This window comes from Bacillus sp. V2I10 (assembly GCF_030817055.1).
Classification (GTDB): Bacteria; Bacillota; Bacilli; order Bacillales; family Bacillaceae; genus Bacillus_P.
In genome coordinates, this window is sequence record NZ_JAUSYV010000001.1 from 205,916 (window position 1) to 227,430 (window position 21,515).

Annotated in this window: 38 protein-coding genes and 1 pseudogene; 1 reads left to right on the forward strand and 38 read right to left on the reverse strand. The window is 40.9% G+C overall.

The window, feature by feature from the left end:
• Nucleotides 1–74: 74 nt before the first annotated feature.
• On the reverse strand, nucleotides 75–1,337 hold the full coding sequence (locus QFZ72_RS01110; RefSeq protein ID WP_307428436.1) for a pLS20_p028 family conjugation system transmembrane protein: 1,263 nt from the start codon (nucleotides 1,335–1,337) through the stop codon (nucleotides 75–77).
• 67 nt (nucleotides 1,338–1,404) lie between these two features.
• The gene (locus tag QFZ72_RS01115) at nucleotides 1,405–1,842 is read right to left on the reverse strand and encodes a hypothetical protein (protein ID WP_307428439.1); all 438 of its coding nucleotides are present in this window, start codon (nucleotides 1,840–1,842) and stop codon (nucleotides 1,405–1,407) included.
• Between the two features lie 20 nt (nucleotides 1,843–1,862).
• Here QFZ72_RS01115 and QFZ72_RS01120 point away from each other — a divergent pair, with 20 nt between their 5' ends.
• On the forward strand, nucleotides 1,863–2,339 hold the full coding sequence (locus tag QFZ72_RS01120) for a tyrosine-type recombinase/integrase (protein WP_307428443.1): 477 nt from the start codon (nucleotides 1,863–1,865) through the stop codon (nucleotides 2,337–2,339).
• A 90-nt stretch (nucleotides 2,340–2,429) separates the two neighbouring features.
• Here QFZ72_RS01120 and rpsI read toward each other — a convergent pair whose 3' ends face one another.
• From rpsI to rplC, 36 genes and pseudogenes are all read right to left on the reverse strand, one after another.
• Complete coding sequence (gene rpsI, locus QFZ72_RS01125; protein WP_029282760.1) at nucleotides 2,430–2,822, reverse strand: 30S ribosomal protein S9; 393 nt, start codon at nucleotides 2,820–2,822, stop codon at nucleotides 2,430–2,432.
• A gap of 20 nt (nucleotides 2,823–2,842) precedes the next feature.
• Nucleotides 2,843–3,280 carry a 50S ribosomal protein L13 gene (rplM, locus tag QFZ72_RS01130; protein ID WP_070875209.1) on the reverse strand — a complete coding sequence of 146 codons (438 nt, stop codon included), beginning with the start codon at nucleotides 3,278–3,280 and terminating at the stop codon, nucleotides 2,843–2,845.
• 159 nt (nucleotides 3,281–3,439) lie between these two features.
• Complete coding sequence (gene truA / locus QFZ72_RS01135) at nucleotides 3,440–4,183, reverse strand: tRNA pseudouridine(38-40) synthase TruA (RefSeq protein ID WP_307439533.1); 744 nt, start codon at nucleotides 4,181–4,183, stop codon at nucleotides 3,440–3,442.
• A gap of 6 nt (nucleotides 4,184–4,189) precedes the next feature.
• Nucleotides 4,190–4,987, reverse strand: a complete 798-nt coding sequence (locus tag QFZ72_RS01140; RefSeq protein ID WP_307428451.1) for an energy-coupling factor transporter transmembrane component T family protein — start codon at nucleotides 4,985–4,987, stop codon at nucleotides 4,190–4,192.
• Nucleotides 4,984–5,850 (reverse strand): energy-coupling factor ABC transporter ATP-binding protein, encoded by an 867-nt coding sequence (locus tag QFZ72_RS01145; RefSeq protein ID WP_307428453.1) that lies wholly within the window; start codon nucleotides 5,848–5,850, stop codon nucleotides 4,984–4,986. The genes QFZ72_RS01140 and QFZ72_RS01145 overlap by 4 nt, the downstream gene beginning before the upstream one ends.
• Nucleotides 5,826–6,668: an energy-coupling factor ABC transporter ATP-binding protein gene (locus QFZ72_RS01150; RefSeq protein WP_307428456.1), complete on the reverse strand. Its 843-nt coding sequence runs from the start codon at nucleotides 6,666–6,668 to the stop codon at nucleotides 5,826–5,828. Before QFZ72_RS01150 ends, QFZ72_RS01145 begins: the two co-directional genes overlap by 25 nt.
• A gap of 215 nt (nucleotides 6,669–6,883) precedes the next feature.
• Nucleotides 6,884–7,246 (reverse strand): 50S ribosomal protein L17, encoded by a 363-nt coding sequence (gene rplQ / locus QFZ72_RS01155; RefSeq protein WP_307428461.1) that lies wholly within the window; start codon nucleotides 7,244–7,246, stop codon nucleotides 6,884–6,886.
• Nucleotides 7,247–7,326: 80 nt separating this feature from the next.
• Complete coding sequence (locus QFZ72_RS01160) at nucleotides 7,327–8,271, reverse strand: DNA-directed RNA polymerase subunit alpha (protein WP_307428464.1); 945 nt, start codon at nucleotides 8,269–8,271, stop codon at nucleotides 7,327–7,329.
• 186 nt (nucleotides 8,272–8,457) lie between these two features.
• Nucleotides 8,458–8,847, reverse strand: a complete 390-nt coding sequence (rpsK, locus tag QFZ72_RS01165; RefSeq protein WP_029282777.1) for a 30S ribosomal protein S11 — start codon at nucleotides 8,845–8,847, stop codon at nucleotides 8,458–8,460.
• A 21-nt stretch (nucleotides 8,848–8,868) separates the two neighbouring features.
• Entirely contained in the window at nucleotides 8,869–9,234 is a 366-nt protein-coding gene (rpsM, locus tag QFZ72_RS01170; protein ID WP_070875216.1) for a 30S ribosomal protein S13, read from the reverse strand.
• 23 nt (nucleotides 9,235–9,257) lie between these two features.
• Nucleotides 9,258–9,371 carry a 50S ribosomal protein L36 gene (gene rpmJ, locus QFZ72_RS01175; protein WP_003156543.1) on the reverse strand — a complete coding sequence of 38 codons (114 nt, stop codon included), beginning with the start codon at nucleotides 9,369–9,371 and terminating at the stop codon, nucleotides 9,258–9,260.
• A 32-nt stretch (nucleotides 9,372–9,403) separates the two neighbouring features.
• Nucleotides 9,404–9,622 carry a translation initiation factor IF-1 gene (gene infA, locus QFZ72_RS01180; protein WP_028390440.1) on the reverse strand — a complete coding sequence of 73 codons (219 nt, stop codon included), beginning with the start codon at nucleotides 9,620–9,622 and terminating at the stop codon, nucleotides 9,404–9,406.
• Nucleotides 9,600–9,934, reverse strand: a pseudogene (locus tag QFZ72_RS01185) (KOW domain-containing RNA-binding protein). Before QFZ72_RS01185 ends, infA begins: the two are co-directional and overlap by 23 nt.
• A gap of 17 nt (nucleotides 9,935–9,951) precedes the next feature.
• A complete protein-coding gene (map, locus tag QFZ72_RS01190) occupies nucleotides 9,952–10,698 on the reverse strand; it encodes a type I methionyl aminopeptidase (protein ID WP_307428468.1) in 747 nt (248 codons plus the stop codon).
• Nucleotides 10,695–11,348 carry an adenylate kinase gene (locus QFZ72_RS01195; RefSeq protein ID WP_307428471.1) on the reverse strand — a complete coding sequence of 218 codons (654 nt, stop codon included), beginning with the start codon at nucleotides 11,346–11,348 and terminating at the stop codon, nucleotides 10,695–10,697. The genes map and QFZ72_RS01195 overlap by 4 nt, the downstream gene beginning before the upstream one ends.
• 56 nt (nucleotides 11,349–11,404) lie before the next feature.
• The gene (gene secY / locus QFZ72_RS01200; protein WP_307428473.1) at nucleotides 11,405–12,700 is read right to left on the reverse strand and encodes a preprotein translocase subunit SecY; all 1,296 of its coding nucleotides are present in this window, start codon (nucleotides 12,698–12,700) and stop codon (nucleotides 11,405–11,407) included.
• A complete protein-coding gene (gene rplO, locus QFZ72_RS01205; protein WP_307428476.1) occupies nucleotides 12,700–13,140 on the reverse strand; it encodes a 50S ribosomal protein L15 in 441 nt (146 codons plus the stop codon). The genes secY and rplO overlap by 1 nt, the downstream gene beginning before the upstream one ends.
• A 31-nt stretch (nucleotides 13,141–13,171) precedes the next feature.
• Nucleotides 13,172–13,354, reverse strand: coding sequence for a 50S ribosomal protein L30 (gene rpmD, locus QFZ72_RS01210; protein WP_101569366.1), 183 nt, complete (start codon nucleotides 13,352–13,354; stop codon nucleotides 13,172–13,174).
• A gap of 13 nt (nucleotides 13,355–13,367) precedes the next feature.
• Nucleotides 13,368–13,868 carry a 30S ribosomal protein S5 gene (gene rpsE / locus QFZ72_RS01215; RefSeq protein WP_101569367.1) on the reverse strand — a complete coding sequence of 167 codons (501 nt, stop codon included), beginning with the start codon at nucleotides 13,866–13,868 and terminating at the stop codon, nucleotides 13,368–13,370.
• A gap of 23 nt (nucleotides 13,869–13,891) precedes the next feature.
• A complete protein-coding gene (gene rplR / locus QFZ72_RS01220; RefSeq protein ID WP_307428485.1) occupies nucleotides 13,892–14,254 on the reverse strand; it encodes a 50S ribosomal protein L18 in 363 nt (120 codons plus the stop codon).
• 33 nt (nucleotides 14,255–14,287) lie between these two features.
• A complete protein-coding gene (gene rplF / locus QFZ72_RS01225; protein ID WP_223438944.1) occupies nucleotides 14,288–14,824 on the reverse strand; it encodes a 50S ribosomal protein L6 in 537 nt (178 codons plus the stop codon).
• A gap of 30 nt (nucleotides 14,825–14,854) precedes the next feature.
• Nucleotides 14,855–15,253 (reverse strand): 30S ribosomal protein S8, encoded by a 399-nt coding sequence (gene rpsH / locus QFZ72_RS01230; protein WP_101569370.1) that lies wholly within the window; start codon nucleotides 15,251–15,253, stop codon nucleotides 14,855–14,857.
• Nucleotides 15,254–15,285: 32 nt separating this feature from the next.
• Nucleotides 15,286–15,471, reverse strand: coding sequence for a 30S ribosomal protein S14 (gene rpsN, locus QFZ72_RS01235; protein ID WP_010285078.1), 186 nt, complete (start codon nucleotides 15,469–15,471; stop codon nucleotides 15,286–15,288).
• 21 nt (nucleotides 15,472–15,492) lie between these two features.
• Complete coding sequence (rplE, locus tag QFZ72_RS01240; RefSeq protein WP_307428489.1) at nucleotides 15,493–16,032, reverse strand: 50S ribosomal protein L5; 540 nt, start codon at nucleotides 16,030–16,032, stop codon at nucleotides 15,493–15,495.
• A 24-nt stretch (nucleotides 16,033–16,056) separates the two neighbouring features.
• Nucleotides 16,057–16,368, reverse strand: coding sequence for a 50S ribosomal protein L24 (gene rplX, locus QFZ72_RS01245; protein WP_307428492.1), 312 nt, complete (start codon nucleotides 16,366–16,368; stop codon nucleotides 16,057–16,059).
• A 39-nt stretch (nucleotides 16,369–16,407) separates the two neighbouring features.
• Entirely contained in the window at nucleotides 16,408–16,776 is a 369-nt protein-coding gene (gene rplN / locus QFZ72_RS01250; protein WP_307428494.1) for a 50S ribosomal protein L14, read from the reverse strand.
• Nucleotides 16,777–16,814: 38 nt separating this feature from the next.
• Nucleotides 16,815–17,081 carry a 30S ribosomal protein S17 gene (gene rpsQ, locus QFZ72_RS01255; protein ID WP_101569374.1) on the reverse strand — a complete coding sequence of 89 codons (267 nt, stop codon included), beginning with the start codon at nucleotides 17,079–17,081 and terminating at the stop codon, nucleotides 16,815–16,817.
• A 20-nt stretch (nucleotides 17,082–17,101) separates the two neighbouring features.
• Nucleotides 17,102–17,305: a 50S ribosomal protein L29 gene (gene rpmC / locus QFZ72_RS01260; RefSeq protein ID WP_070875227.1), complete on the reverse strand. Its 204-nt coding sequence runs from the start codon at nucleotides 17,303–17,305 to the stop codon at nucleotides 17,102–17,104.
• The gene (gene rplP / locus QFZ72_RS01265; protein WP_070875228.1) at nucleotides 17,295–17,729 is read right to left on the reverse strand and encodes a 50S ribosomal protein L16; all 435 of its coding nucleotides are present in this window, start codon (nucleotides 17,727–17,729) and stop codon (nucleotides 17,295–17,297) included. The genes rpmC and rplP overlap by 11 nt, the downstream gene beginning before the upstream one ends.
• 2 nt (nucleotides 17,730–17,731) lie before the next feature.
• Nucleotides 17,732–18,388, reverse strand: coding sequence for a 30S ribosomal protein S3 (rpsC, locus tag QFZ72_RS01270; RefSeq protein WP_307428498.1), 657 nt, complete (start codon nucleotides 18,386–18,388; stop codon nucleotides 17,732–17,734).
• 3 nt (nucleotides 18,389–18,391) lie between these two features.
• Nucleotides 18,392–18,733: a 50S ribosomal protein L22 gene (gene rplV / locus QFZ72_RS01275; RefSeq protein ID WP_307428501.1), complete on the reverse strand. Its 342-nt coding sequence runs from the start codon at nucleotides 18,731–18,733 to the stop codon at nucleotides 18,392–18,394.
• 17 nt (nucleotides 18,734–18,750) lie between these two features.
• The gene (gene rpsS / locus QFZ72_RS01280; RefSeq protein ID WP_307428504.1) at nucleotides 18,751–19,029 is read right to left on the reverse strand and encodes a 30S ribosomal protein S19; all 279 of its coding nucleotides are present in this window, start codon (nucleotides 19,027–19,029) and stop codon (nucleotides 18,751–18,753) included.
• A 57-nt stretch (nucleotides 19,030–19,086) separates the two neighbouring features.
• Nucleotides 19,087–19,917, reverse strand: a complete 831-nt coding sequence (gene rplB, locus QFZ72_RS01285; RefSeq protein WP_307428507.1) for a 50S ribosomal protein L2 — start codon at nucleotides 19,915–19,917, stop codon at nucleotides 19,087–19,089.
• 29 nt (nucleotides 19,918–19,946) lie between these two features.
• On the reverse strand, nucleotides 19,947–20,234 hold the full coding sequence (gene rplW, locus QFZ72_RS01290; protein WP_307428509.1) for a 50S ribosomal protein L23: 288 nt from the start codon (nucleotides 20,232–20,234) through the stop codon (nucleotides 19,947–19,949).
• Nucleotides 20,234–20,857 (reverse strand): 50S ribosomal protein L4, encoded by a 624-nt coding sequence (gene rplD, locus QFZ72_RS01295; protein ID WP_307428513.1) that lies wholly within the window; start codon nucleotides 20,855–20,857, stop codon nucleotides 20,234–20,236. The genes rplW and rplD overlap by 1 nt, the downstream gene beginning before the upstream one ends.
• A gap of 27 nt (nucleotides 20,858–20,884) precedes the next feature.
• Nucleotides 20,885–21,511, reverse strand: a complete 627-nt coding sequence (rplC, locus tag QFZ72_RS01300) for a 50S ribosomal protein L3 (RefSeq protein ID WP_307428516.1) — start codon at nucleotides 21,509–21,511, stop codon at nucleotides 20,885–20,887.
• Nucleotides 21,512–21,515 lie beyond the last annotated feature (4 nt).

The window sequence follows — 21,515 nt, forward strand, 5'->3', positions numbered from 1 at the left end:
CCTTTGGACTTTGATTTTCTTGATTCTTATCTTGTGCTTTTGTAGCTGGAGAATGACCACTTTGTGAAACACTATCAGACTGTCCCTTTTGGCCTTAGCCCTTGTGCCATTCCTGCAACTCCTGCAACGCCGCTTATGCCCTTCAATGCTGCTGATTTACCTTCACTAGTTAATCCTTTCAGAGTGCTCGCAGTTCCATTTGTTGTAACAGCTGCACCTTTTGCTAGGGAATAACCACCGGCTATTGCGCCCCACCCCGACTTCAACCCTGCATCAATGCCGAATAGCCGTTCAACAATATTCGGACCATCTATTACTGCAAGAGAAAAAGCGAATAAAGCAACTATATAGGCGACACCATCTAATTTTTCTGTAATGAAGGTTGTTCCGATCATGTAGATTTTCAGCGATAGGAAAACCATAATTGTGACTAAAAAGGTATTTAAGATACTTTGAAGGACTTGCTTTGTCTTTTGCCCCGAATGAATATCCGCAGGAGCAATGATTGTTACCAATACATAGTTGAACGTCAATTCAAAGAACAGTTTCGCTAATTTAATAGCAATCGTCAGCATGGTGAAAGCTGTTATTCCAAGCGTTACTACAATAGTCCAGAAATTCCAATCCCAACGATAATATTTTTCTTTGAACGCAGTGAACCAGCCATTATCTAAATCAACTTTCTTTGGATTACCGAGATCATCATACTCCAAACGACTATCGAAAACTTCACGTCCTTTATCAGACATTTTTGCCTCTCCTGCAAGATTAAAATTCTTGTCAATTGCTTGTGTAATATTAATTTTTAGGATTCGATCTTGTGGAATTCGGTTTGGCTGTTTAAGTTCAGTAGTTTTCCAGGCTGTTCGGTCGAACTGTACAAGGTCAATCATATTCTCTTTGACAATTTTCTGGCTGATCGAACTTTCTTCAACAACATCAAGAGCATCTATTGCATCATCTGTGAATCGATTCGCTTTTTCCATGCCTTCTCCAAGTAAGGCGAGAACAACAAATGCCAAGAACATATTCACCACAATCGCTTCACGATCAACCTTCTTTTGAAAAATAATAAGATATCCTGTATAGAGGAAAGAAAGACCCATCAATGTTCCAGCAAGAGGGAACAGCATTTCTACGAAGCTTGTAATCTCAACATTGTCATAAAACGCTTTTAAACCAAGGATTGAATCTGTAATGTTTGATAGGGAATCAACTAGCCAAGCAAGACCTTTAATGATGACCCACCCGACCCAACGCAGCATGTAAGTGATCGGATTTGTTATTTCGAGAAAATCAGCAAATCTTTCAAGTATCCTTGCTATTTCTTCTTTCATACAACCCCCCCTAGTTAATTTTAAAACCCCTTCATATCAATGTTTAACCAGTTTACTTTTGTTAACTCTACTTCAAATAATCTTCTTTCACATTTTGAACAAACGTTTCAACTTCCGAAGGTACATCATCTTCTGACAAATCGGCAAAATCCAATTCTTCTTTCATTTCACCATTTTGGTAAAAAACAAAAGTTCGTGAATATTGATCAACACCAAGTTCTGTATGATCTTTATCAACTGAACCTGCGTCAAATATATAAAAATCAATTTTTTCAGCTTTAGTTACACGTTCAATTTCCTTTATATAGAAAGCTTCTTCCTCTTCTCGGCTCTCGTATGCCGATTTAATATATAAAAATCCTGTACCTTTATCCTCCATAAATTCCAGCACTTCTTCTTTATTTAGTAACGTTAATTGGTTACTTTTATAAATATTACTTTCACTGCATCCTGTAGTAAGAGTAGTAGCAATTGTTAAAAGTAAGAAAACGGTTAATTTCTTCACAATAACCCCCTAGTTCAAAAATGGTAAAGAACTTACTTACAACAAAGGGGCTGCAACTTCTGCAGACGCCTAAAACAGCCGCTTCACGCCGTGTAATTAGTATTGACGGTGAAACACTTGGGTGGCTTAAAAAATGGCGTAAAAGGCAATCTGAAGAGTTTTACGATGTAGATATAGATTTACTACCTGATGACCAGCAGCCTCTTTTCACTAGGTACGACTACAATGAAAGAAAAATGAAGTATATCCGTTTAGCCAGCTTAAATGAACAGTTAACCAAAATACTCAAAAACCATAAGTATTTTCCGTCTATTTCTATTCATGGTTTACGTCACACTCATGCTTCACTGTTATTCGAAGCTGGGGCTAGTATTAAAGATGTACAAGTACGACTTGGCCATAAAGACATTCAAACAACCATGAACATCTATACACACGTCTCAAACACCGCCAAAGAAAAAGTAGCCAATTTATTTCAAGATTACATGGATTTATGAGGAGGGGTATTCAATGGGTATTCAGATACCTTTTTCGGTAAATAAAAAACCCCTTCCCGATACTTCGGGAAAGGGCATAAACGTTGATAATTAACGTTTTGAGAACTGAGGTGCACGACGAGCGCCTTTAAGACCGTATTTTTTACGTTCTTTCATACGAGCGTCACGAGTTAGAAGACCAGCGCGCTTTAAAGTGCCGCGGTATTCTGGGTCAGCTTCTAATAATGCACGAGAGATACCGTGACGGATAGCGCCAGCTTGACCAGCAAATCCACCGCCGTTAACGCTAACTAAAACATCATAGCTTCCAGCTGTTTCAGTTAAGTTTAATGGTTGTTTAATATCTTCGATTAAAGCTGCGAATGGGATGTAATCTTTTACTTCACGATCGTTGATAACAATACGGCCTTCGCCTGGAACCAGACGAACACGCGCTACTGAGCTTTTACGACGGCCAGTACCGTAATATTGAACCTGTGCCAAATTAATAACCTCCTTAATAATTAACCGCGAAGTTCGTAAACTTCTGGTTGTTGTGCTTGATGTGGATGTTCGTTGCCAGCATATACATGTAATTTTTTGTACATTTGACGTCCTAATGAACCTTTAGGAAGCATTCCGCGAATTGCTAATTCAAGCATTTTCTCAGAATAGTTTGTACGCATTTCAAGAGCTGTTCTTGATTTCAAACCGCCTGGGAATTGGCTGTGACGGTAGTAAATCTTGTCAGTCAATTTTTTACCAGTAAGTTCGATTTGTGCTGCATTAATGATGATAACATGATCACCAGTGTCTACATGTGGTGTGTAAGTTGGTTTGTGTTTACCACGAAGTACAGATGCTACTTCGCTAGCTAGACGACCTAAAGTTTTGCCAGCCGCATCTACTACGAACCATTTACGTTCAACTTCAGTTGCTTTCGCCATATATGTTGTACGCATGTTTTTCCCTCCTAAATATCTTTCAATTGTTAAAATTTAATCATTCTATTTCAAAACACAAATTAAACTCTTCCGGGGCTTATTTGTGGGGTTGAAATACATACCATATGATATATTATAACGTTCAGGCAACATTGTCAAGAAAATGTTACACCTGGTTTAGTTGTCATAATAAACTTTCCACAAATATAATCCGCAACCCGGGGCTGTTTTGCCGCAAAGGGAACGATCCCGTGCCTTCAGTATCTCCGGAATCTGATAAGGATCCAGCGCTCCGCGTCCTGCATTAATCAGAGTGCCGACCAATATCCTTACCATGTTATAAAGAAATCCATCGCCTACGAACCGGAAAGTAAGCATGTCATCTTCTTCATAAAATTCGATATCATATAACGTTCTTACCCGATCTTCTTTATCCGTCTTCGCAGAACAGAAGCTCGTAAAGTCATGTGTGCCGATAAGAAATTTAATCGCTTCTCGCATTTTGACGTAATCAAGTTTATATGGATAATGATAAGAATAATTTCGATTAAATACATTCCGGATCGCTGAGCGGCTTATTTTATAGCGGTATTCCTTGGCTCGGACATGATACCTCGCATGAAAGTCATCGTTTACAAACGAAACGGATTGAATCGCAACGTCCTCAGCAAGCAGTGAATTTAATGCATTGGGCCAGCGGTCCTCAGGAATATAAATATCCGTATCAAAATGCAGAACCTGTCCAACTGCGTGGACTCCTGCATCCGTTCTTCCAGATGCAAATACTTTTACTTCTTTTCCTTTATGAAGCCTTTTAAGGCCCCTCTCAACCTCACCCTGTACAGTTCTCATATTCGGCTGAATTTGAAAACCGTTAAACCTTGTGCCATCATATCCGATTGTGCATTTTACCCTCATGATAAGCTCCTATGAACGAAATAGTAATAGAACAATGCCTACACCGATTAAAACGGCCAGAATAACTGTATCGAGGATTCCCCATTTCAGCTCACGCAGCTTTGTTCTGCCCTCGCCGCCCTGATATCCCCGCGCTTCCATGGCTGTTGCAAGTTCCTCAGCCCGTTTAAAGGCGCTTATAAACAGCGGTACTAACAGCGGTATGATTGCACTGATCCTTTGTTTTACAGGTCCGCTCGTAAAATCAACTCCTCTTGCCATCTGCGCTTTCATGATTTTATCCGTTTCTTCCATCAGTGTTGGAATAAACCGGAGTGAGATCGACATCATTAACGCGAGCTCATGGACAGGAAGTCCGATTTTTTTAAACGGGTTCAGCAGACTTTCCATCCCATCTGTTACTTCGATAGGAGTAGTAGTTAACGTCAGGATTGTTGTAAGCAGAATAAGAAACAGGAACCGCAGGGAAATGAATATCCCCTGTCTGACACCTTCTTCATGTATCGAAAGAAAACCGAATTCAAACAGAAGCGGACCTTCTTTAGTGACCAGAATGTGCAGAATAAATGTAAATAGAATAATCCAGATGATCGGCTTCAAGCCATTCAGCAAAAATCTCGGCGGCAGTTTGGTAGAAGCAACAATAAAGAGCGTGAACAAACCAAGGATTGAATAGGTCAGTGCATTGTTCGCAAAAAAGACAATAAAGACAAATAAAAAGATCATCGTTAGTTTCGAACGCGGATCCATCTTATGAATGAGAGAACTTCCAGGCACATATTTTCCAATGATCATACTGTTCATCATTTGGGGTCACCCTTTATCTCAGATGCAACCTGATTAACCAAGTCATCTATAGAAAGTGAGATCCCTTTCAGTTCCTTGCCAAGCTTTTGTTCTATTATCCTTTGAAGCTTTACGGTTTCCGGAAGATCAAGTCCTGCAGAAATTAACGTTTCAGAATGGCTGAATACTTCTTCAGGCGTTCCTTTCATTTGAACCGTCCCTTTGTGCATGACAACAATTTCATCTGAATAACGGGCAGCGTCTTCCATACTGTGCGTGACAAGGATGGTCGTAAGCGACCGATCTTGATGGAGGGTATAGAAAAGGTCCATGATCTCTTTTCTGCCGCTTGGATCAAGTCCTGCTGTCGGTTCATCGAGCACCAGCACCTTTGGCTCCATGGCCAGGACACCTGCAATGGCGACACGCCTCATTTGTCCGCCGCTTAAATCAAATGGCGATTTATGAAGAACCTCTGCAGGAAGACCGACACGTCTTAATGCATGTCCCGCCTTCACTTTTGCCTCTTCAGGCGGCACGCCGAAATTCAATGGGCCAAACATAATATCACGTTCCACCGTTTCCTCAAACAGCTGATGCTCTGGAAATTGAAAGACAATCGCAACCGATTGGCGGATTGATTTCAGGTTCTTATTTTTCTTGTTAGCTTCAATCTTGCGGTCCCCAATAGAGATCGATCCCTTTGTTGGTTTCAGCAGGCCATTTAAATGCTGCAGGATGGTAGATTTCCCTGATCCCGTATGTCCGATAATCGAAACAAAAGAACGATCTTTAATCGCCAGATTGATATCATATAGGGCTAGACGTTCAAAAGGGGAATGAACTTGGTACCTGTGCTCTAACTCCTTGAATGTAATGTCCATAGTTCATTCACCAGGCTTTCTTCATCTAGATGGTTGCTCGTCAGGTTAACCCCTGCTTCTTTCAGCTTCATGCTTACTCTGTATGGAAAGGGGAGGTCAAGGCCAATTTCAACTAGCTTCTGATCTAGTTTGAAGATGGTCTCAGGTGTACCTTCGGCGAACTTTTCCCCGCTATTCATGACAATAATCCTGTCAGCCTTCGAAGCTTCCTCTAAATCGTGAGTAATCGATATGACTGTAACGATTCCCTGATCTTTTAGCTCTCTAACTGTTTCCATGACTTCTTTTCTTCCTTGGGGATCTAACATGGAGGTTGCTTCATCTAAGATGATAATTTGAGGCTGCACAGCGATTACGCCGGCAATGGCAACACGCTGCTTTTGTCCTCCTGATAGATGGTGCGGCTCTTGATCGAGAAATGCTTCCATCTTCACTTTATGTGTAGCCCATTCCACGCGCTTTTTCATTACTTCCCGCGGCACTCCGTGATTTTCTAAACCAAAAGCCACATCATCTTTTACGGTTGTACCGACAAATTGATTATCAGGATTTTGAAAAACCATGCCAATCTGTTTTCGAATCTCCCAAACTGAATCTTCATTAAGAGTGATGCCGTTTACGATTACGTTACCCTTCTGAGGCAGGATCAGACCATTCAGGACTCTCGCAAGTGTAGACTTGCCCGAGCCGTTATGACCGACGACCGCAAGCCACTCTCCTTTGTTTACACTTAAGGAAACGGAGTTCAATGCGGGTCTTTCATCCTCTTCGTGATAACGGAATGTCACGTCATTCACATGAATGATCGGTTGTTCCATTGCTGCCTCCCTCATCTGTGTTTTTGCGCGTTTAATGAAAGGGTGCAACTTGCAAGTCCACGCAAAAAAACACCTGTACTCTTCTATTCTCTCTCTGCTCACACTTAGATTGACCCCTCATTCTATGAAAAGAATAAAGGGGCTTTAAGTGTATAAAAAAAGGGCATAGATCCAGTTTCTAAAAACTGACCCGCCCTTGGAGTAACTAAATATAATTAAACTAATTCGATAATGACCATTGGTGCTCCATCGCCGCGGCGAGGTCCAAGTTTCATTATGCGAGTGTATCCACCTTGACGCTCTGTATAACGTGGTGCGATATCACCGAATAGTTTTTGAAGTGCATTTTGCGTGCCTTCTTCGTTTGCTACCTCGTTACGGATGTAAGAAGCAGCTTGGCGGCGGGCATGAAGATCCCCACGTTTACCTAAAGTAATCATTTTTTCTACAGTTGAACGTAATTCTTTCGCACGCGCCTCAGTAGTTTCAATGCGCTCGCTGATAATTAAATCTGTAGTTAGATCACGAAGTAACGCTTTACGTTGAGCACTTGTACGTCCTAATTTTCTGTAAGGCATTATGTGTTCCCTCCTTCGTTTAATACTGTATGTTAATTTTAGAAACACGCGAAAACGCTAGTTAACTTGTTAACTAGTCGTCAGTCGTCTTTACGAAGACCTAAACCAAGTTCTTCTAGTTTCGCTTTAACTTCTTCCAAAGATTTACGACCTAAGTTACGAACTTTCATCATGTCTTCTTCTGTTTTATGAGCAAGCTCCTGTACAGTGTTGATGCCTGCACGTTTTAAACAGTTATAAGAACGAACTGACAAATCCAATTCTTCGATCGTCATTTCTAAAACTTTTTCTTTTTGGTCCTCTTCCTTTTCCACCATAATCTCAGCGTTTTGAGCTTCATCAGTAAGCCCAACGAAGATATTAAGATGTTCAGTCAGAATCTTTGCACCAAGTGCAATAGCTTCTTTTGGACCTGTGCTTCCGTCTGTCCACACATCAAAAGTAAGTTTATCATAGTTCGACACTTGACCTACACGTGTATTTTCAATTTGATAAGACACGCGGGATACAGGTGTGAAAATAGAATCGATTGGGATAACGCCAATTGGCTGATCTTCTCTTTTGTTTGCATCAGCCGGAGTATATCCGCGTCCACGCTTCGCAGTCAATCTCATACGGAAATGTGCACCCTTCGCTAATGTAGCAATATGAAGGTCCGGATTTAGAATTTCAACATCACTGTCGTGAGTAATATCTGCAGCCGTTACAACTCCTTCATCCTGTACGTCAATCTCAAGCGTTTTTTCTTCCTCAGAGTAGATTTTAAGAGCAAGCTTTTTAATGTTTAAGATGATTGTTGTAACATCTTCAACAACGCCTTCAATTGTAGAGAATTCATGGAGTACACTATCTATCTGGATTGATGTTACAGCGGCACCAGGGAGTGAGGATAAGAGAATACGACGTAAGGAGTTACCCAAAGTAGTACCATATCCACGCTCGAGTGGTTCGACGACGAATTTACCGTACTTGGCATCGTCGCTGATTTCAACCGTTTCGATTTTTGGTTTTTCAATTTCTATCATCTATAAACCCTCCTTCAAAACGTCGAAACCCCGGCTAGACAAATATATTGCATTTAGGTGTGTCTAACCGAAATTCCCCATTATAAAGTCCCGAATGTGCACAACAACAGAATAGTCATTTCTGCGAGAACTTTTTACTGTATCATAACCCATTATTGACAGGGATACAAAATCTATACAGAAAATTTATACACGACGACGTTTTGGCGGACGGCATCCGTTATGTGGAACCGGAGTAACGTCTCTGATAGCTGTTACTTCTAGACCAGCAGCTTGAAGTGCACGGATTGCAGCTTCACGGCCTGCGCCTGGTCCTTTAACAGTTACTTCAAGAGTTTTCATACCGTGTTCGATTGATCCTTTAGCTGCAGCTTCAGCAGCCATTTGTGCAGCAAATGGAGTGGATTTACGTGATCCTCTGAATCCCAGTGAACCTGCACTTGACCAAGAAAGAGCGTTACCATGTACGTCTGTAATAGTAACAATCGTGTTGTTAAATGTTGAACGAATATGAGCGATACCTGCCTCAATATTCTTTTTTACGCGACGCTTACGAGTGTTCGTTTTACGAGCCATTGTGGGTTAACCTCCTTTACCTTATTTTTTCTTGTTCGCAACCGTACGACGAGGTCCTTTACGAGTACGAGCGTTATTTTTGGTATTTTGACCACGAACAGGTAAACTGCGACGATGACGCAAACCGCGGAAACTGCCGATCTCAATAAGACGTTTGATGTTTAAAGAAACTTCACGACGAAGGTCTCCTTCAACTTTCAGCTTGTCTACGATATCACGAATTTTACCTAATTCTTCTTCTGTTAAGTCACGCACACGTGTATCTTCAGAAACACCAGCCTCAGCCAGTACTTTTTCAGCAGTTGGACGACCAATACCGAAAACGTAAGTTAATGAAATAACTACGCGTTTGTCACGAGGAATATCTACACCAGCAATACGAGCCATTTAAAGCTGCACCTCCTTTAGTTTTAGCCTTGTTTTTGTTTATGTTTTGGATTTTCACAAATTACCATTACTTTGCCTTTTCTGCGAATAACTTTGCATTTCTCACAGATTGGTTTAACCGATGGTCTTACCTTCATGATTTCTCTTACCTCCTTAGTTGCGGAGTGTTTTATTTAAAACGGTACGTAATTCTGCCACGAGTTAGATCATATGGTGATAATTCTACCGTAACTTTGTCTCCAGGTAAAATACGAATAAAATGCATGCGGATTTTTCCAGATACATGCGCTAAAACCGTATGACCGTTCTCAAGCTCAACTTTGAACATTGCATTTGGCAATGTCTCCTGTACAGTACCCTCTACTTCAATTACATCGTCTTTCGCCATTCACTTTTCTCCCTTCTTCAAATCAGCAACTTGCTCATTGACAAACTTTGTTAAGGCAAACCGAAGTTTCCCGTTTGTCACACGACCTGTTTCATATATACTGTTCTGAACTTCCGGAGATACGCAATCAATAAATTCTAGATGATTAACATTCTTCTTTTTCGGGGAGTGAAACAATCGATTCTCTCCATCAGCTATTAAAACGAATCGTTCATCGAGAATTCTGATCACAACAGCATATTGTCCAGCTTCTCTGCCTTCAGTAATATGGACAAACTGACCTATGCGCGGACTCGATTCGGCTTCGTTCAAACAATATCACCTTCGGATCAGGCTTTAGTTAAAATTTCATAACCATTGTCAGTAATAGCAATTGTATGTTCAAAATGAGCACACATCTTGCGGTCTTGCGTAACAACTGTCCAGTTGTCAGAAAGAGTTCTTACATAACGGCTGCCGGCATTAACCATTGGCTCTATTGCCAAGACCATGCCTGGTTTTAACCTAGGACCTTTGTTTGGCGGACCATAATGCGGAATCTGCGGATCTTCATGTAAATCCTGTCCAACGCCGTGTCCAACATATTCCCGAACGACCGAGAATTGATGCTGTTCAACATACGTCTGAATAGCGTGTGATATATTGGATAGTCTCTCGCCAGGCTTTGCTTCAGCAAGCCCTTTGTACAAAGATTCCTCCGTTACTTCAAGAAGTCTTTCGGATTCCTCAGAGATTTTTCCAACAGGATATGTCCAAGCAGAGTCACCATGATAGCCATTATACTTAGCACCGATATCAATGCTGATAATGTCTCCTTCACGCAATACTCGATCTCCAGGTATTCCGTGAACGAGCTCCTCATTCACTGAAGCACAAATGCTCCCGCGAAAACCATTATAACCTTTAAAAGATGGAATTGCATTGCTTCCGCGTATAAACTTTTCGGCAATTACATCCAGTTCTTCTGTAGTAATTCCAGGCTGTATATGTTTTTGGAGTTCCTGGTGGGTCAATGCGACAATGCGACCAGCTTCACGCATGATTTCAATTTCACGTGGAGTCTTACAAATGATCATTCACCTAATCCTCCAAGCAGCTCATTAACGTCAACGAAAACCTGCTTTATGTCCTGTTGTCCATTAATGTTACGCAAATATCCTTTTTCTTCATAGAAATTCAGCAAAGGTTGTGTCTGTTTGAGATTCACTTCAAGTCTGTTTGCAACAGTCTCTTCGTTATCATCTTCTCTTTGGTAAAGCTCTCCGCCACATTTGTCGCAGATTCCTTCAGCCGCAGGAGGGTTGAAAACGAGATGATATGTTGATCCGCATTTTTTACAAATACGGCGACCTGTAAGACGCTCCATAAGGATGTCTTTATCAACCTCGATGTTTATGACGTAATCAATTTTTCTATTAAGATCTGACAGAATTCCTTCTAAAGCTTCAGCTTGAGCAACTGTGCGCGGGAATCCGTCTAAGAGGAAACCTTTTTCACAATCATTCTTGCCCAATCTCTCACGGACGATACCAATTGTTACTTCGTCAGGAACAAGTGCACCTTGATCCATGAAGGATTTTGCTTTAAGACCTAATTCTGTTTCACCTTTAATAGCAGCTCTGAACATATCCCCTGTTGAGATATGAGGGATTTCATATTTTTCAACGATTCGTTCTGCCTGTGTGCCTTTTCCGGCTCCTGGCAGACCCATAAGAACTAAATTCAAGAATATTACCCCCCTCAGTCTCTATTTAGAAGGAAAGGGACCCAAGTCCCAAAACCTTACTGTTTAATAAATCCTTTATAATGACGCTTTACAAGCTGACTTTCAAGTTGTTTCATCGTTTCAAGAGCAACCCCTACTACGATCAACAAGCTCGTTCCGCCAATCTGTGCAGAAGCTGGCAAGTTAGCGAACTTAATAAAGAATACAGGAAGAACTGAGATAGCTGCTAAGAAAAGAGAACCAACAAACGTCAGTCTGTATAGAATTTTTGTCAAATATTCTTGCGTATTTTTACCAGGACGAATGCCTGGGATATATCCGCCTTGTTTTTTCAGATTCTCTGACATTTGTTCCGGATTAACCTGAACGAATGCATAGAAATAAGTGAAAGCAAGGATTAAAGCAACGTAGACTACCATACCGATTGGCTGTGTATAGTCAAACGTTTTTTGAATCCAGTCTGTAACATCATTGGACCCAAAGAATGATGCAATCGTTGGCGGTGTAATAATGAACGAAACCGCAAAGATGACAGGGATTACGCCAGCCGGGTTCACTTTAAGCGGAAGGTGAGTAGACTGACCTTTCGCCGGTGCACGACCTGCTGAGTTCTTCGCATATTGAATAGGAATCTTGCGAAGCGCCTGCTGAATGAAGATAACTCCAACTATTATTGCGATTATCGCTAAAACTATCAGCGCAACTTTTACAATATTCAAGAAAAGCTGATCTCCAGCGTCCTGGAATTGTTGTGCATAGATTTGGTTAAGAGTTGTAGGGATTCCTGCTGCAATCCCTGCAAAGATGATAATGGATATACCATTGCCAACACCTTTAGAGGTAATTTGCTCTCCTAACCACATTAAAAAAGCAGTACCTGCTGTTAAGACAACTGCAATTAAAAGGTACGTTGTAATACCTGGGTTTTCAATTAATAATCCCCCAGCGAGATTATTAAAACCATAAGACATACCCAACGCTTGGATGAAACCTAGTACAATCGTAAAATACCTAGTGAATTGTGCTAGTTTACGACGGCCAACTTCACCTTGCTTTGACCACTCAGTAAATTTCGGCACAACATCCATCTGCAAAAGCTGCACGATAATGGATGCTGTGATGTAAGGCATAATTCCCATCGCGAGGATAGAGAAGTTATACAGTGCACCACCGCCGAACGTGTTAAGAATTCCGAAAACATTCATTTCATCCTGAGCCTTTAAAACGTCAGCGTTGACGTTAGGCACAGGGATGAAAGTACCGATGCGAAATATAATTAACATTAAAAGGGTGAACAAGATTTTATCGCGGATATCACCCACGCGCATAAAATTGGAGATTGTCTTAAACATTAAATCACCTCAGCTGAACCGCCAGCAGCTTCAATAGCTTCTTTAGCAGATGCAGAGAATTTGTTAGCTTTTACAGTAAGCTTTTTCTCAAGCTTGCCGTCGCCAAGTACTTTCACGCCTGATCTTACTTTGCTGATCATGCCAGCTTCAAGTAAAAGTTCAGTTGTTACTTCAGTACCGTCTTCAAAAAGATTTAATTTATCTAAGCTCACGATCGCGTAATCTTTACGGTTGATGTTCGTAAATCCGCGTTTAGGCAGACGACGGAATAAAGGAGTTTGACCACCTTCGAATCCAGGGCGAACACCGCCGCCAGAACGAGCGTTTTGTCCTTTATGACCTTTACCAGACGTTTTACCGTTACCAGAACCTGTACCACGGCCAACACGGTTACGTGTTTGACGTGACCCTTCTGCTGGTTTTAATTCATGAAGTTTCATCGGGACACCTCCTTGATATTAGAGATCTATATTATTGTTCTTTAACTGTAACCAGATGTGATACTTTGCCGATCATGCCGCGAATAGCAGCATTATCATCAAGTACAACAGTTTGATGCATTTTTTTAAGACCTAGTGTTTTAACAGTAATACGTTGGTCTTCTGGGCGACCAATTACACTACGAGTGAGGGTAATCGCTAATTTGTTTGCCATCATATTTCCCTCCTTATCCTAACAATTCTTCTACCGATTTGCCGCGTAATTTCGCAACATCTTCAGCACGCTTCAGTTCTGTTAAACCAGAAATAGTAGCACGAATCATGTTAATTGGAGTGTTAGAACCTAATGATTTTGACAAGATATCACTAACTCCTGCTAACTCTAGTACTGCACGAACAGGACCACCAGCGATAACACCAGTACCTTCAGATGCAGGTTTTAAGAAGATGTTTCCTGCACCGAATCTACCGATGACTTGGTGAGGAATAGTAGTACCAACCATAGGTACTTCAACTAGGTTTTTCTTAGCGTCTTCGATAGCTTTACGGATAGCTTCCGGAACTTCTTGTGCTTTACCAGTACCGAAACCTACATGACCGTTTTTGTCGCCGACAACTACTAATGCAGCAAAGCGGAAACGACGTCCACCTTTAACTACTTTAGCTACACGGTTTACGGTAACAACGCGTTCTTCAAGCTCTAATTTGTTTGGTTCAATACGACCCATTCTCTGTGTCCCTCCTTTTTTTATTAAAATTCTAATCCAGCTTCGCGAGCAGCTTCAGCCAAAGCTTTTACACGACCATGGTATAAGTAACCCCCGCGGTCAAATACAACAGATTTAACACCTTTTTCAATCGCACGCTTAGCAACTAATTCGCCAACTTTTTGAGCTGCATCGATATTAGCTTTTGCGTCAACATTAAGATCTTTATCTAAAGTAGAAGCACTTGCAATTGTAACTGATTGAAGATCGTCAATTACTTGAGCATAGATGTGCTGATTAGAACGAAATACGTTTAAACGAGGACGAGCAGTTGTTCCAGATAATTTCGCGCGAACACGGCCGTGTCTTTTCTTACGCACAACGTTTTTATCAAGTTTCGTAATCATCTAGGTCACTCCTTTCTTATCATCTAGGCGATATTACTTCGCTGTTTTACCTTCTTTACGACGTACATATTCACCTTCGTAGCGGATACCTTTGCCTTTATAAGGCTCTGGCGGACGAATAGCACGGATGTTTGAAGCGATAGCTCCAACACGCTCTTTATCAGTACCTTTTACGATAATTTTCGTATTTGATGGTACTTCAATTTCGATTCCTTGTTCAGGAACGATTTCTACAGGATGTGAGTATCCAACAGCTAGAACAAGCTTGTTGCCAGATTTAGTAGCACGGTAACCGACACCTACTAATTCAAGACCTTTTTCAAATCCTTTAGAAACGCCCTCAACCATGTTGCCTAAAAGGCTGCGAGTAGTACCGTGAAGAGCACGATGTTCTTTTTGATCAGAAGGACGTGTCACAGTAAGTACGTTATCTTCAACTTTAACGTTGATATCAGAGTTAAAAGTACGAGTTAATTCACCTTTAGGTCCTTTAACAGTTACAGTGCTTTCGTTGATTGCAACTGTTACACCAGCAGGGATTTCAAGTGGTTTTTTACCAATACGAGACATTCATGTACACCTCCATTCTATTTCAGGTTCTTACCAAACGTATGCTAGAACTTCTCCGCCAGCTTGCTTCGCACGAGCTTCCTTGTCAGTTATAACACCTTGAGAAGTAGATACGATTGCAATTCCTAAACCGTTAAGTACACGTGGTACTTCGTTAGCTTTAGCGTAAACGCGTAATCCTGGCTTACTGATACGTTTCAAACCAGTGATAACACGCTCGTTGTTTGATCCGTATTTCAAGAAAATACGAATGATACCTTGTTTGTTATCTTCTACATATTCAACATCACGTACGAAACCTTCACGCTTAAGAATTTCAGCGATCTCTTTTTTCGCTTTAGATGCAGGAATTTCTAATTTTTCATGACGAACCATATTCGCGTTACGAATACGAGTAAGCATATCTGCAATTGGATCTGTCATTACCATATCAAAATTACCTCCTTCCCGATTATGGGGTATTACCAGCTAGCTTTTTTAACGCCTGGAATTTGACCTTTATATGCGAGTTCACGGAAACAAATACGGCAAAGTTTAAATTTGCGCAGAACTGAATGTGGACGACCACAGCGTTCGCAGCGAGTGTACTCTTGTACTTTAAACTTTTGAGTGCGTTTTTGTTTCGCAATCATTGACTTTTTAGCCACGTTTTCGCCTCCCTATTTCGATTATTTTTGGAATGGCATACCGAACTGAGTTAATAACTCACGAGATTCTTCGTCAGTGTTAGCTGTTGTAACGATAACGATGTCCATACCACGAACTTTTGATACTTTATCATAATCAATTTCAGGGAAGATTAATTGTTCTTTAACACCTAGTGTGTAGTTGCCGCGTCCGTCAAAAGACTTTTTAGAGATACCGCGGAAGTCACGTACACGTGGTAATGATACAGAAACTAATTTATCTAGGAATTCAAACATACGCTCGCCGCGAAGTGTTACTTTCGCACCGATAGGCATACCTTCACGCAGACGGAATCCTGCAATTGATTTTTTAGCTTTAGTGATAACCGGCTTTTGACCTGAGATAGTTGTTAACTCTTCAACAGCTGTGTCAAGAGCTTTTGAGTTAGATACTGCGTCACCAACACCCATGTTGATTACGATCTTCTCAAGCTTTGGAACTTGCATCACTGATTTATAGTTGAACTTGCTCATTAAAGCAGGTGTAATTTCTTTTTGATACTTTTCTTTAAGGCGGTTCATGCGAGGACCTCCCTTCCTTATTTACTATTTATCTAAAGTTTCACCAGATTTTGTTGCAACACGTACCTTTTTGCCATCAACCACTTTGAATCCAACACGAGTTGGTTCACCAGATTTAGGATCTAGTGGCATAACATTTGATACATGGATAGGTGCCTCTTGGCTTAAAATTCCGCCTTGAGGATTTGCTTGAGAAGGTTTTGAATGTTTCTTCATGATGTTAATACCTTCAACAAGTACTCGGTCTTTCTTAGGAAAAGCTGCAAGAACAACGCCTTGTTTGCCTTTATCCTTACCAGAGATAACCATTACCTTATCACCTTTTTTTACATGCATCCCAGTCGCACCTCCTTAGTAAGGCTGTCTATTTTTGATTTATATAACTTCTGGAGCAAGAGAAACAATTTTCATAAAGTTGTTTTCACGCAATTCACGTGCAACAGGTCCAAAGATACGAGTTCCGCGAGGGCTCTTGTCATCTTTAATGATTACACATGCATTTTCATCAAAGCGGATATAAGTTCCGTCTTGACGGCGTGCACCACTCTTCGTGCGAACGATAACTGCTTTAACAACGTCACCTTTTTTAACAACGCCTCCTGGTGTTGCTTGTTTGACCGTGCAAACAATTACATCACCAATACTAGCAGTCTTACGTCCAGATCCGCCAAGAACTTTAATTGTCAGTACTTCACGGGCACCAGAATTGTCAGCAACTTTTAAACGGGATTCTTGTTGAATCATTTACGTTACCTCCCTTCGGAAATAATATCCGAACAATATTAGATAATAACAGCTTCTTCAACAATTTCAACTAGACGGAAACGTTTAGTAGCTGATAACGGGCGAGTTTCCATGACTTTCACTACATCGCCAACTTTAGCTTGGTTGTTCTCATCATGAGCTTTAAACTTTTTGGAGTATTTTACACGCTTGCCATAAAGCGAATGCTTTTTATATGTTTCGACAAGAACAGTGATCGTTTTATCCATTTTATCAGAAACTACACGTCCAGTGTAGACTTTGCGCTGGTTGTTGCGTTCACTCATTCTGCAACCTCCTCTCAGGATTATCGATTATTTGCAGCGATCTCTCTTTCAGTGATCACAGTTTTCATACGAGCGATCGATTTACGAACTTCACGAATGCGAGCAGTGTTTTCAAGTTGTCCTGTCGCTAATTGGAAGCGCAGGTTAAACAACTCTTCTTTAAGTGATTTTACTTTTTGTTCAATTTCTGCAGTGGTAAGATCACGAATATCATTAGCTCTCATTAGATTCACCACCAATTTCCTCGCGTTTAACGAATTTTGTTTTGATTGGCAATTTGTGAGATGCAAGACGCAATGCTTCGCGTGCTACTTCTTCAGAAACACCAGCAATCTCAAACAAAACTTTACCCGGCTTAACTACTGCTACCCAGCCTTCTGGAGCACCTTTACCGGATCCCATACGTACCTCTAGAGGTTTAGCCGTGTAAGGCTTAGAAGGGAAAATTTTGATCCAGACTTTACCGCCACGTTTCATGTAACGAGTCATCGCAATACGAGCTGCCTCGATTTGACGATTTGTGATCCATGAAGCTTCTAAAGCTTGAATACCGAACTCACCGAAGTGAACTTCTGTACCGCCTTTAGCACGACCGCGCATTTTTCCACGGTGCTCTCTGCGATACTTAACGCGTTTTGGCAACAACATAATTATTTTCCTCCTTCCTCTTTTTTCTTCTTAGTAGGAAGAACCTCTCCACGATAGATCCAAACTTTTACGCCTAATTTACCATAAGTAGTGTCAGCTTCAGCTGTACCATAGTCAATATCAGCACGAAGAGTGTGAAGTGGAACAGTTCCTTCACTGTAATGTTCAGAACGAGCAATATCAGCACCGCCAAGACGACCAGATACCATTGTTTTAATTCCTTTTGCACCAGCGCGCATAGCACGTTGAATTGTTTGCTTTTGAGCACGACGGAAAGAAATACGGTTTTCTAATTGACGAGCAATATTTTCAGCAACTAATTTAGCATCTAAATCAGCTCTTTTAATTTCAAGGATGTTGATGTGTACACGTTTGCCAGTTAATTGATTAAGAGCTTTACGAAGTGCTTCCACTTCAGTACCGCCTTTACCGATAACCATGCCCGGTTTAGCTGTGTGTACTGTAACATTCACACGATTTGCAGCACGTTCAATTTCAATCTTAGAAACAGAAGCGTCGCTTAAACGTTGGTTGATATATTCACGAACTTTAATGTCTTCATGCAAAAGATTAGCATAATCTTTTCCAGCGAACCATTTAGATTCCCAATCACGAATGACACCAATGCGAAGACCGACTGGATTTACCTTTTGACCCACGGATTATCCCTCCTTCTTTTCTGATACAACGATTGTAATGTGGCTCGTACGTTTGTTGATAGCACTAGCACGACCCATTGCACGTGGACGGAAACGTTTAAGAGTTGGACCTTCGCCTACATAAGCTTCAGTTATAACTAAATTGTTAACATCCATTTCAAAGTTGTGCTCAGCATTTGCCACAGCAGATTTTAGAACTTTTTCAATAACTGGAGAAGCAGTTTTCGGTGTGTGACGAAGAATCGCTACCGCTTCACCAATTTGCTTTCCTCGGATAAGGTCAATTACTAAACGAACTTTTCGAGGAGCAATACGTACAGTTTTTGCAACGGCTTTAGCTTGCATTTAAAAGCCTCCTCTCATTAACGTCTTGTTTTTTTATCGTCAGCTGCATGGCCTTTATACGTACGTGTAGGAGCAAACTCACCAAGTTTGTGTCCAACCATATCTTCAGTTACGTATACAGGAACATGTTTGCGACCATCATATACTGCGATCGTTTGACCGATGAATTGTGGAAAAATAGTAGAACGACGAGACCAAGTTTTGATCACTTGTTTTTTCTCTGATTCGTTTAACTTTTCAACCTTTTTGATTAAATGCTCATCTACGAATGGTCCTTTTTTCAAGCTACGGCCCATACTTGTACCTCCCTTCGCGAATGCACTACGGTTCTAAGTGAACCGTAGAAATTCACGTTATTTTTTACGACGACGTACGATGAATTTATCTGACTTATTGGTCTTCTTGCGAGTTTTATAACCAAGAGTTGGTTTACCCCAAGGAGTCATTGGAGACTTACGTCCGATTGGAGCGCGACCTTCACCACCACCATGAGGGTGATCATTAGGGTTCATTACAGAACCACGAACTGTAGGTCTGATGCCTAACCAGCGAGAACGTCCAGCTTTACCAATGTTGATAAGTTCATGTTGTTCATTTCCTACCTGACCAACAGTCGCGCGGCAAGTTGAAAGAATCATACGAACTTCACCAGAATTTAAACGAACTAATACGTATTTGCCTTCTTTACCTAGTACTTGCGCAGAAGTTCCAGCAGAACGTACTAATTGCCCGCCTTTACCTGGTTTTAACTCGATATTGTGGATAACTGTACCTACAGGAATATTTTGAAGTGGAAGTGCATTACCCACTTTAATATCAGCCTCAGGGCCAGAAACAATTTGTAAACCTACTTCTAGGTTTTTTGGAGCAAGGATATATCTTTTCTCACCATCTGCATAGTTGATTAGTGCAATGTTTGCAGAACGATTTGGATCATACTCAATTGTAGCAACGCGTCCTGGTATACCATCTTTATCGCGTTTAAAATCAATAATACGATATTGACGTTTGTGACCGCCGCCTTGATGACGTACAGTGATTTTACCTTGGTTGTTACGACCGCCTTTTCTGTGAACAGGCGCAAGTAATGACTTTTCTGGTTTATTCGTTGTGATTTCAGCGAAATCAGAAACCGTCATGCCGCGACGACCATTTGAGGTTGGTTTGTACTTTTTAATCGCCATCTCGTTTCCCTCCTATCTTAAAGAATATATTAGACTTCGAATAATTCGATTTCTTTGCTGTCAGCCGTTAATTTAACTACGGCTTTTTTACGCTTATTAGTAAGACCTGAATATCGTCCCACACGTTTGTATTTACCTTTGTAGTTCATTACGTTAACTTTCTCAACTTTCACACTAAAGATTGCTTCGATAGCGTCTTTAACTTGAGATTTGTTAGCTTTAACATCTACTTCAAACGTGTATTTCTTTTCAGTCATTAAGTCTGTTGATAATTCAGTGATTACGGGGCGCTTAATAATATCACGAGGATCTTTCATTATGCAAGCACCTCCTCTACTTTTTCCACAGCTGCTTTTGTCATAACAAGCTTCTCATGGTTAAGTACATCTAAAACATTAATTGAATTAGCAGTAAGAACTGTAATGCCAGGGATGTTACGTGCAGATAATGTAACAGTCTCGTTTACATCAGCAGTAACAATCAATGCTTTCTTTTCAATAGAAAGACCCGTTAAGATAGAAGTCATTTCTTTTGTTTTTGGAGCATTCATTAGTAAGTCTTCTAATACTAATACATTGTTTTCTTGCACTTTAGATGATAGAGCTGATTTGATCGCTAAACGGCGAACTTTTTTCGGTAATTTGTAAGCATAGCTGCGTGGTGTTGGACCGAATACGATACCACCGCCGCGCCATTGTGGAGAACGGATAGATCCTTGACGAGCACGCCCAGTACCTTTTTGTTTCCAAGGCTTGCGACCTCCGCCTCTAACTTCTGAACGATTTTTTACTTTATGGTTTCCTTGACGCAAGGAAGCTCTTTGCATGATAACCGCATCGAATAAAACGTGCTGATTAGGTTCGATACCAAAAACGGAATCATTTAGCTCAATTTCCCCAACGTTTGATCCGCTTTGGTTTAATAATGCTACTTTCGGCATTATCGAATTCCTCCTTTCTTATGAAAATTAATTAGATTTTACTGCTTTTTTAACAGTAATAAGTGCTTTTTTAGGACCAGGTACATTACCTTTGATCAATAACAAGTTGCGTTCAACGTCAACTTTAATGATTTCGAGGTTTTGAACAGTAGTGCGCTCTCCACCCATACGTCCTGGTAAAAGTTTGTTTTTGAATACACGGTTTGGAGCAACAGGACCCATTGAACCTGGGCGACGGTGGTAACGTGAACCATGTGACATTGGTCCGCGAGATTGGTTATGGCGTTTGATAGAGCCTTGGAAACCTTTACCTTTCGAGATACCTGTTACATCTACTACATCTCCAGCAGTGAAAATATCAACTTTGACTTCCTGACCAACTTCATACTCACCAGCTTCTCCGCGGAATTCCCTTACGAAGCGCTTAGGTGCAGTATTAGCTTTTGCAACGTGTCCTTTTGCAGGTTTGTTAGAAAGTTTGTCGCGTTTGTCTGAGAAACCGACTTGAACAGCAGCATAGCCGTCACTTTCAACAGTTTTCAATTGAAGAACAACGTTTCCAGTAGCCTCAATTACTGTTACCGGGATAAGGTCACCCTTTTCCGTGAATACTTGAGTCATACCGATTTTTTTTCCTAAGATTCCTTTGGTCATTAGT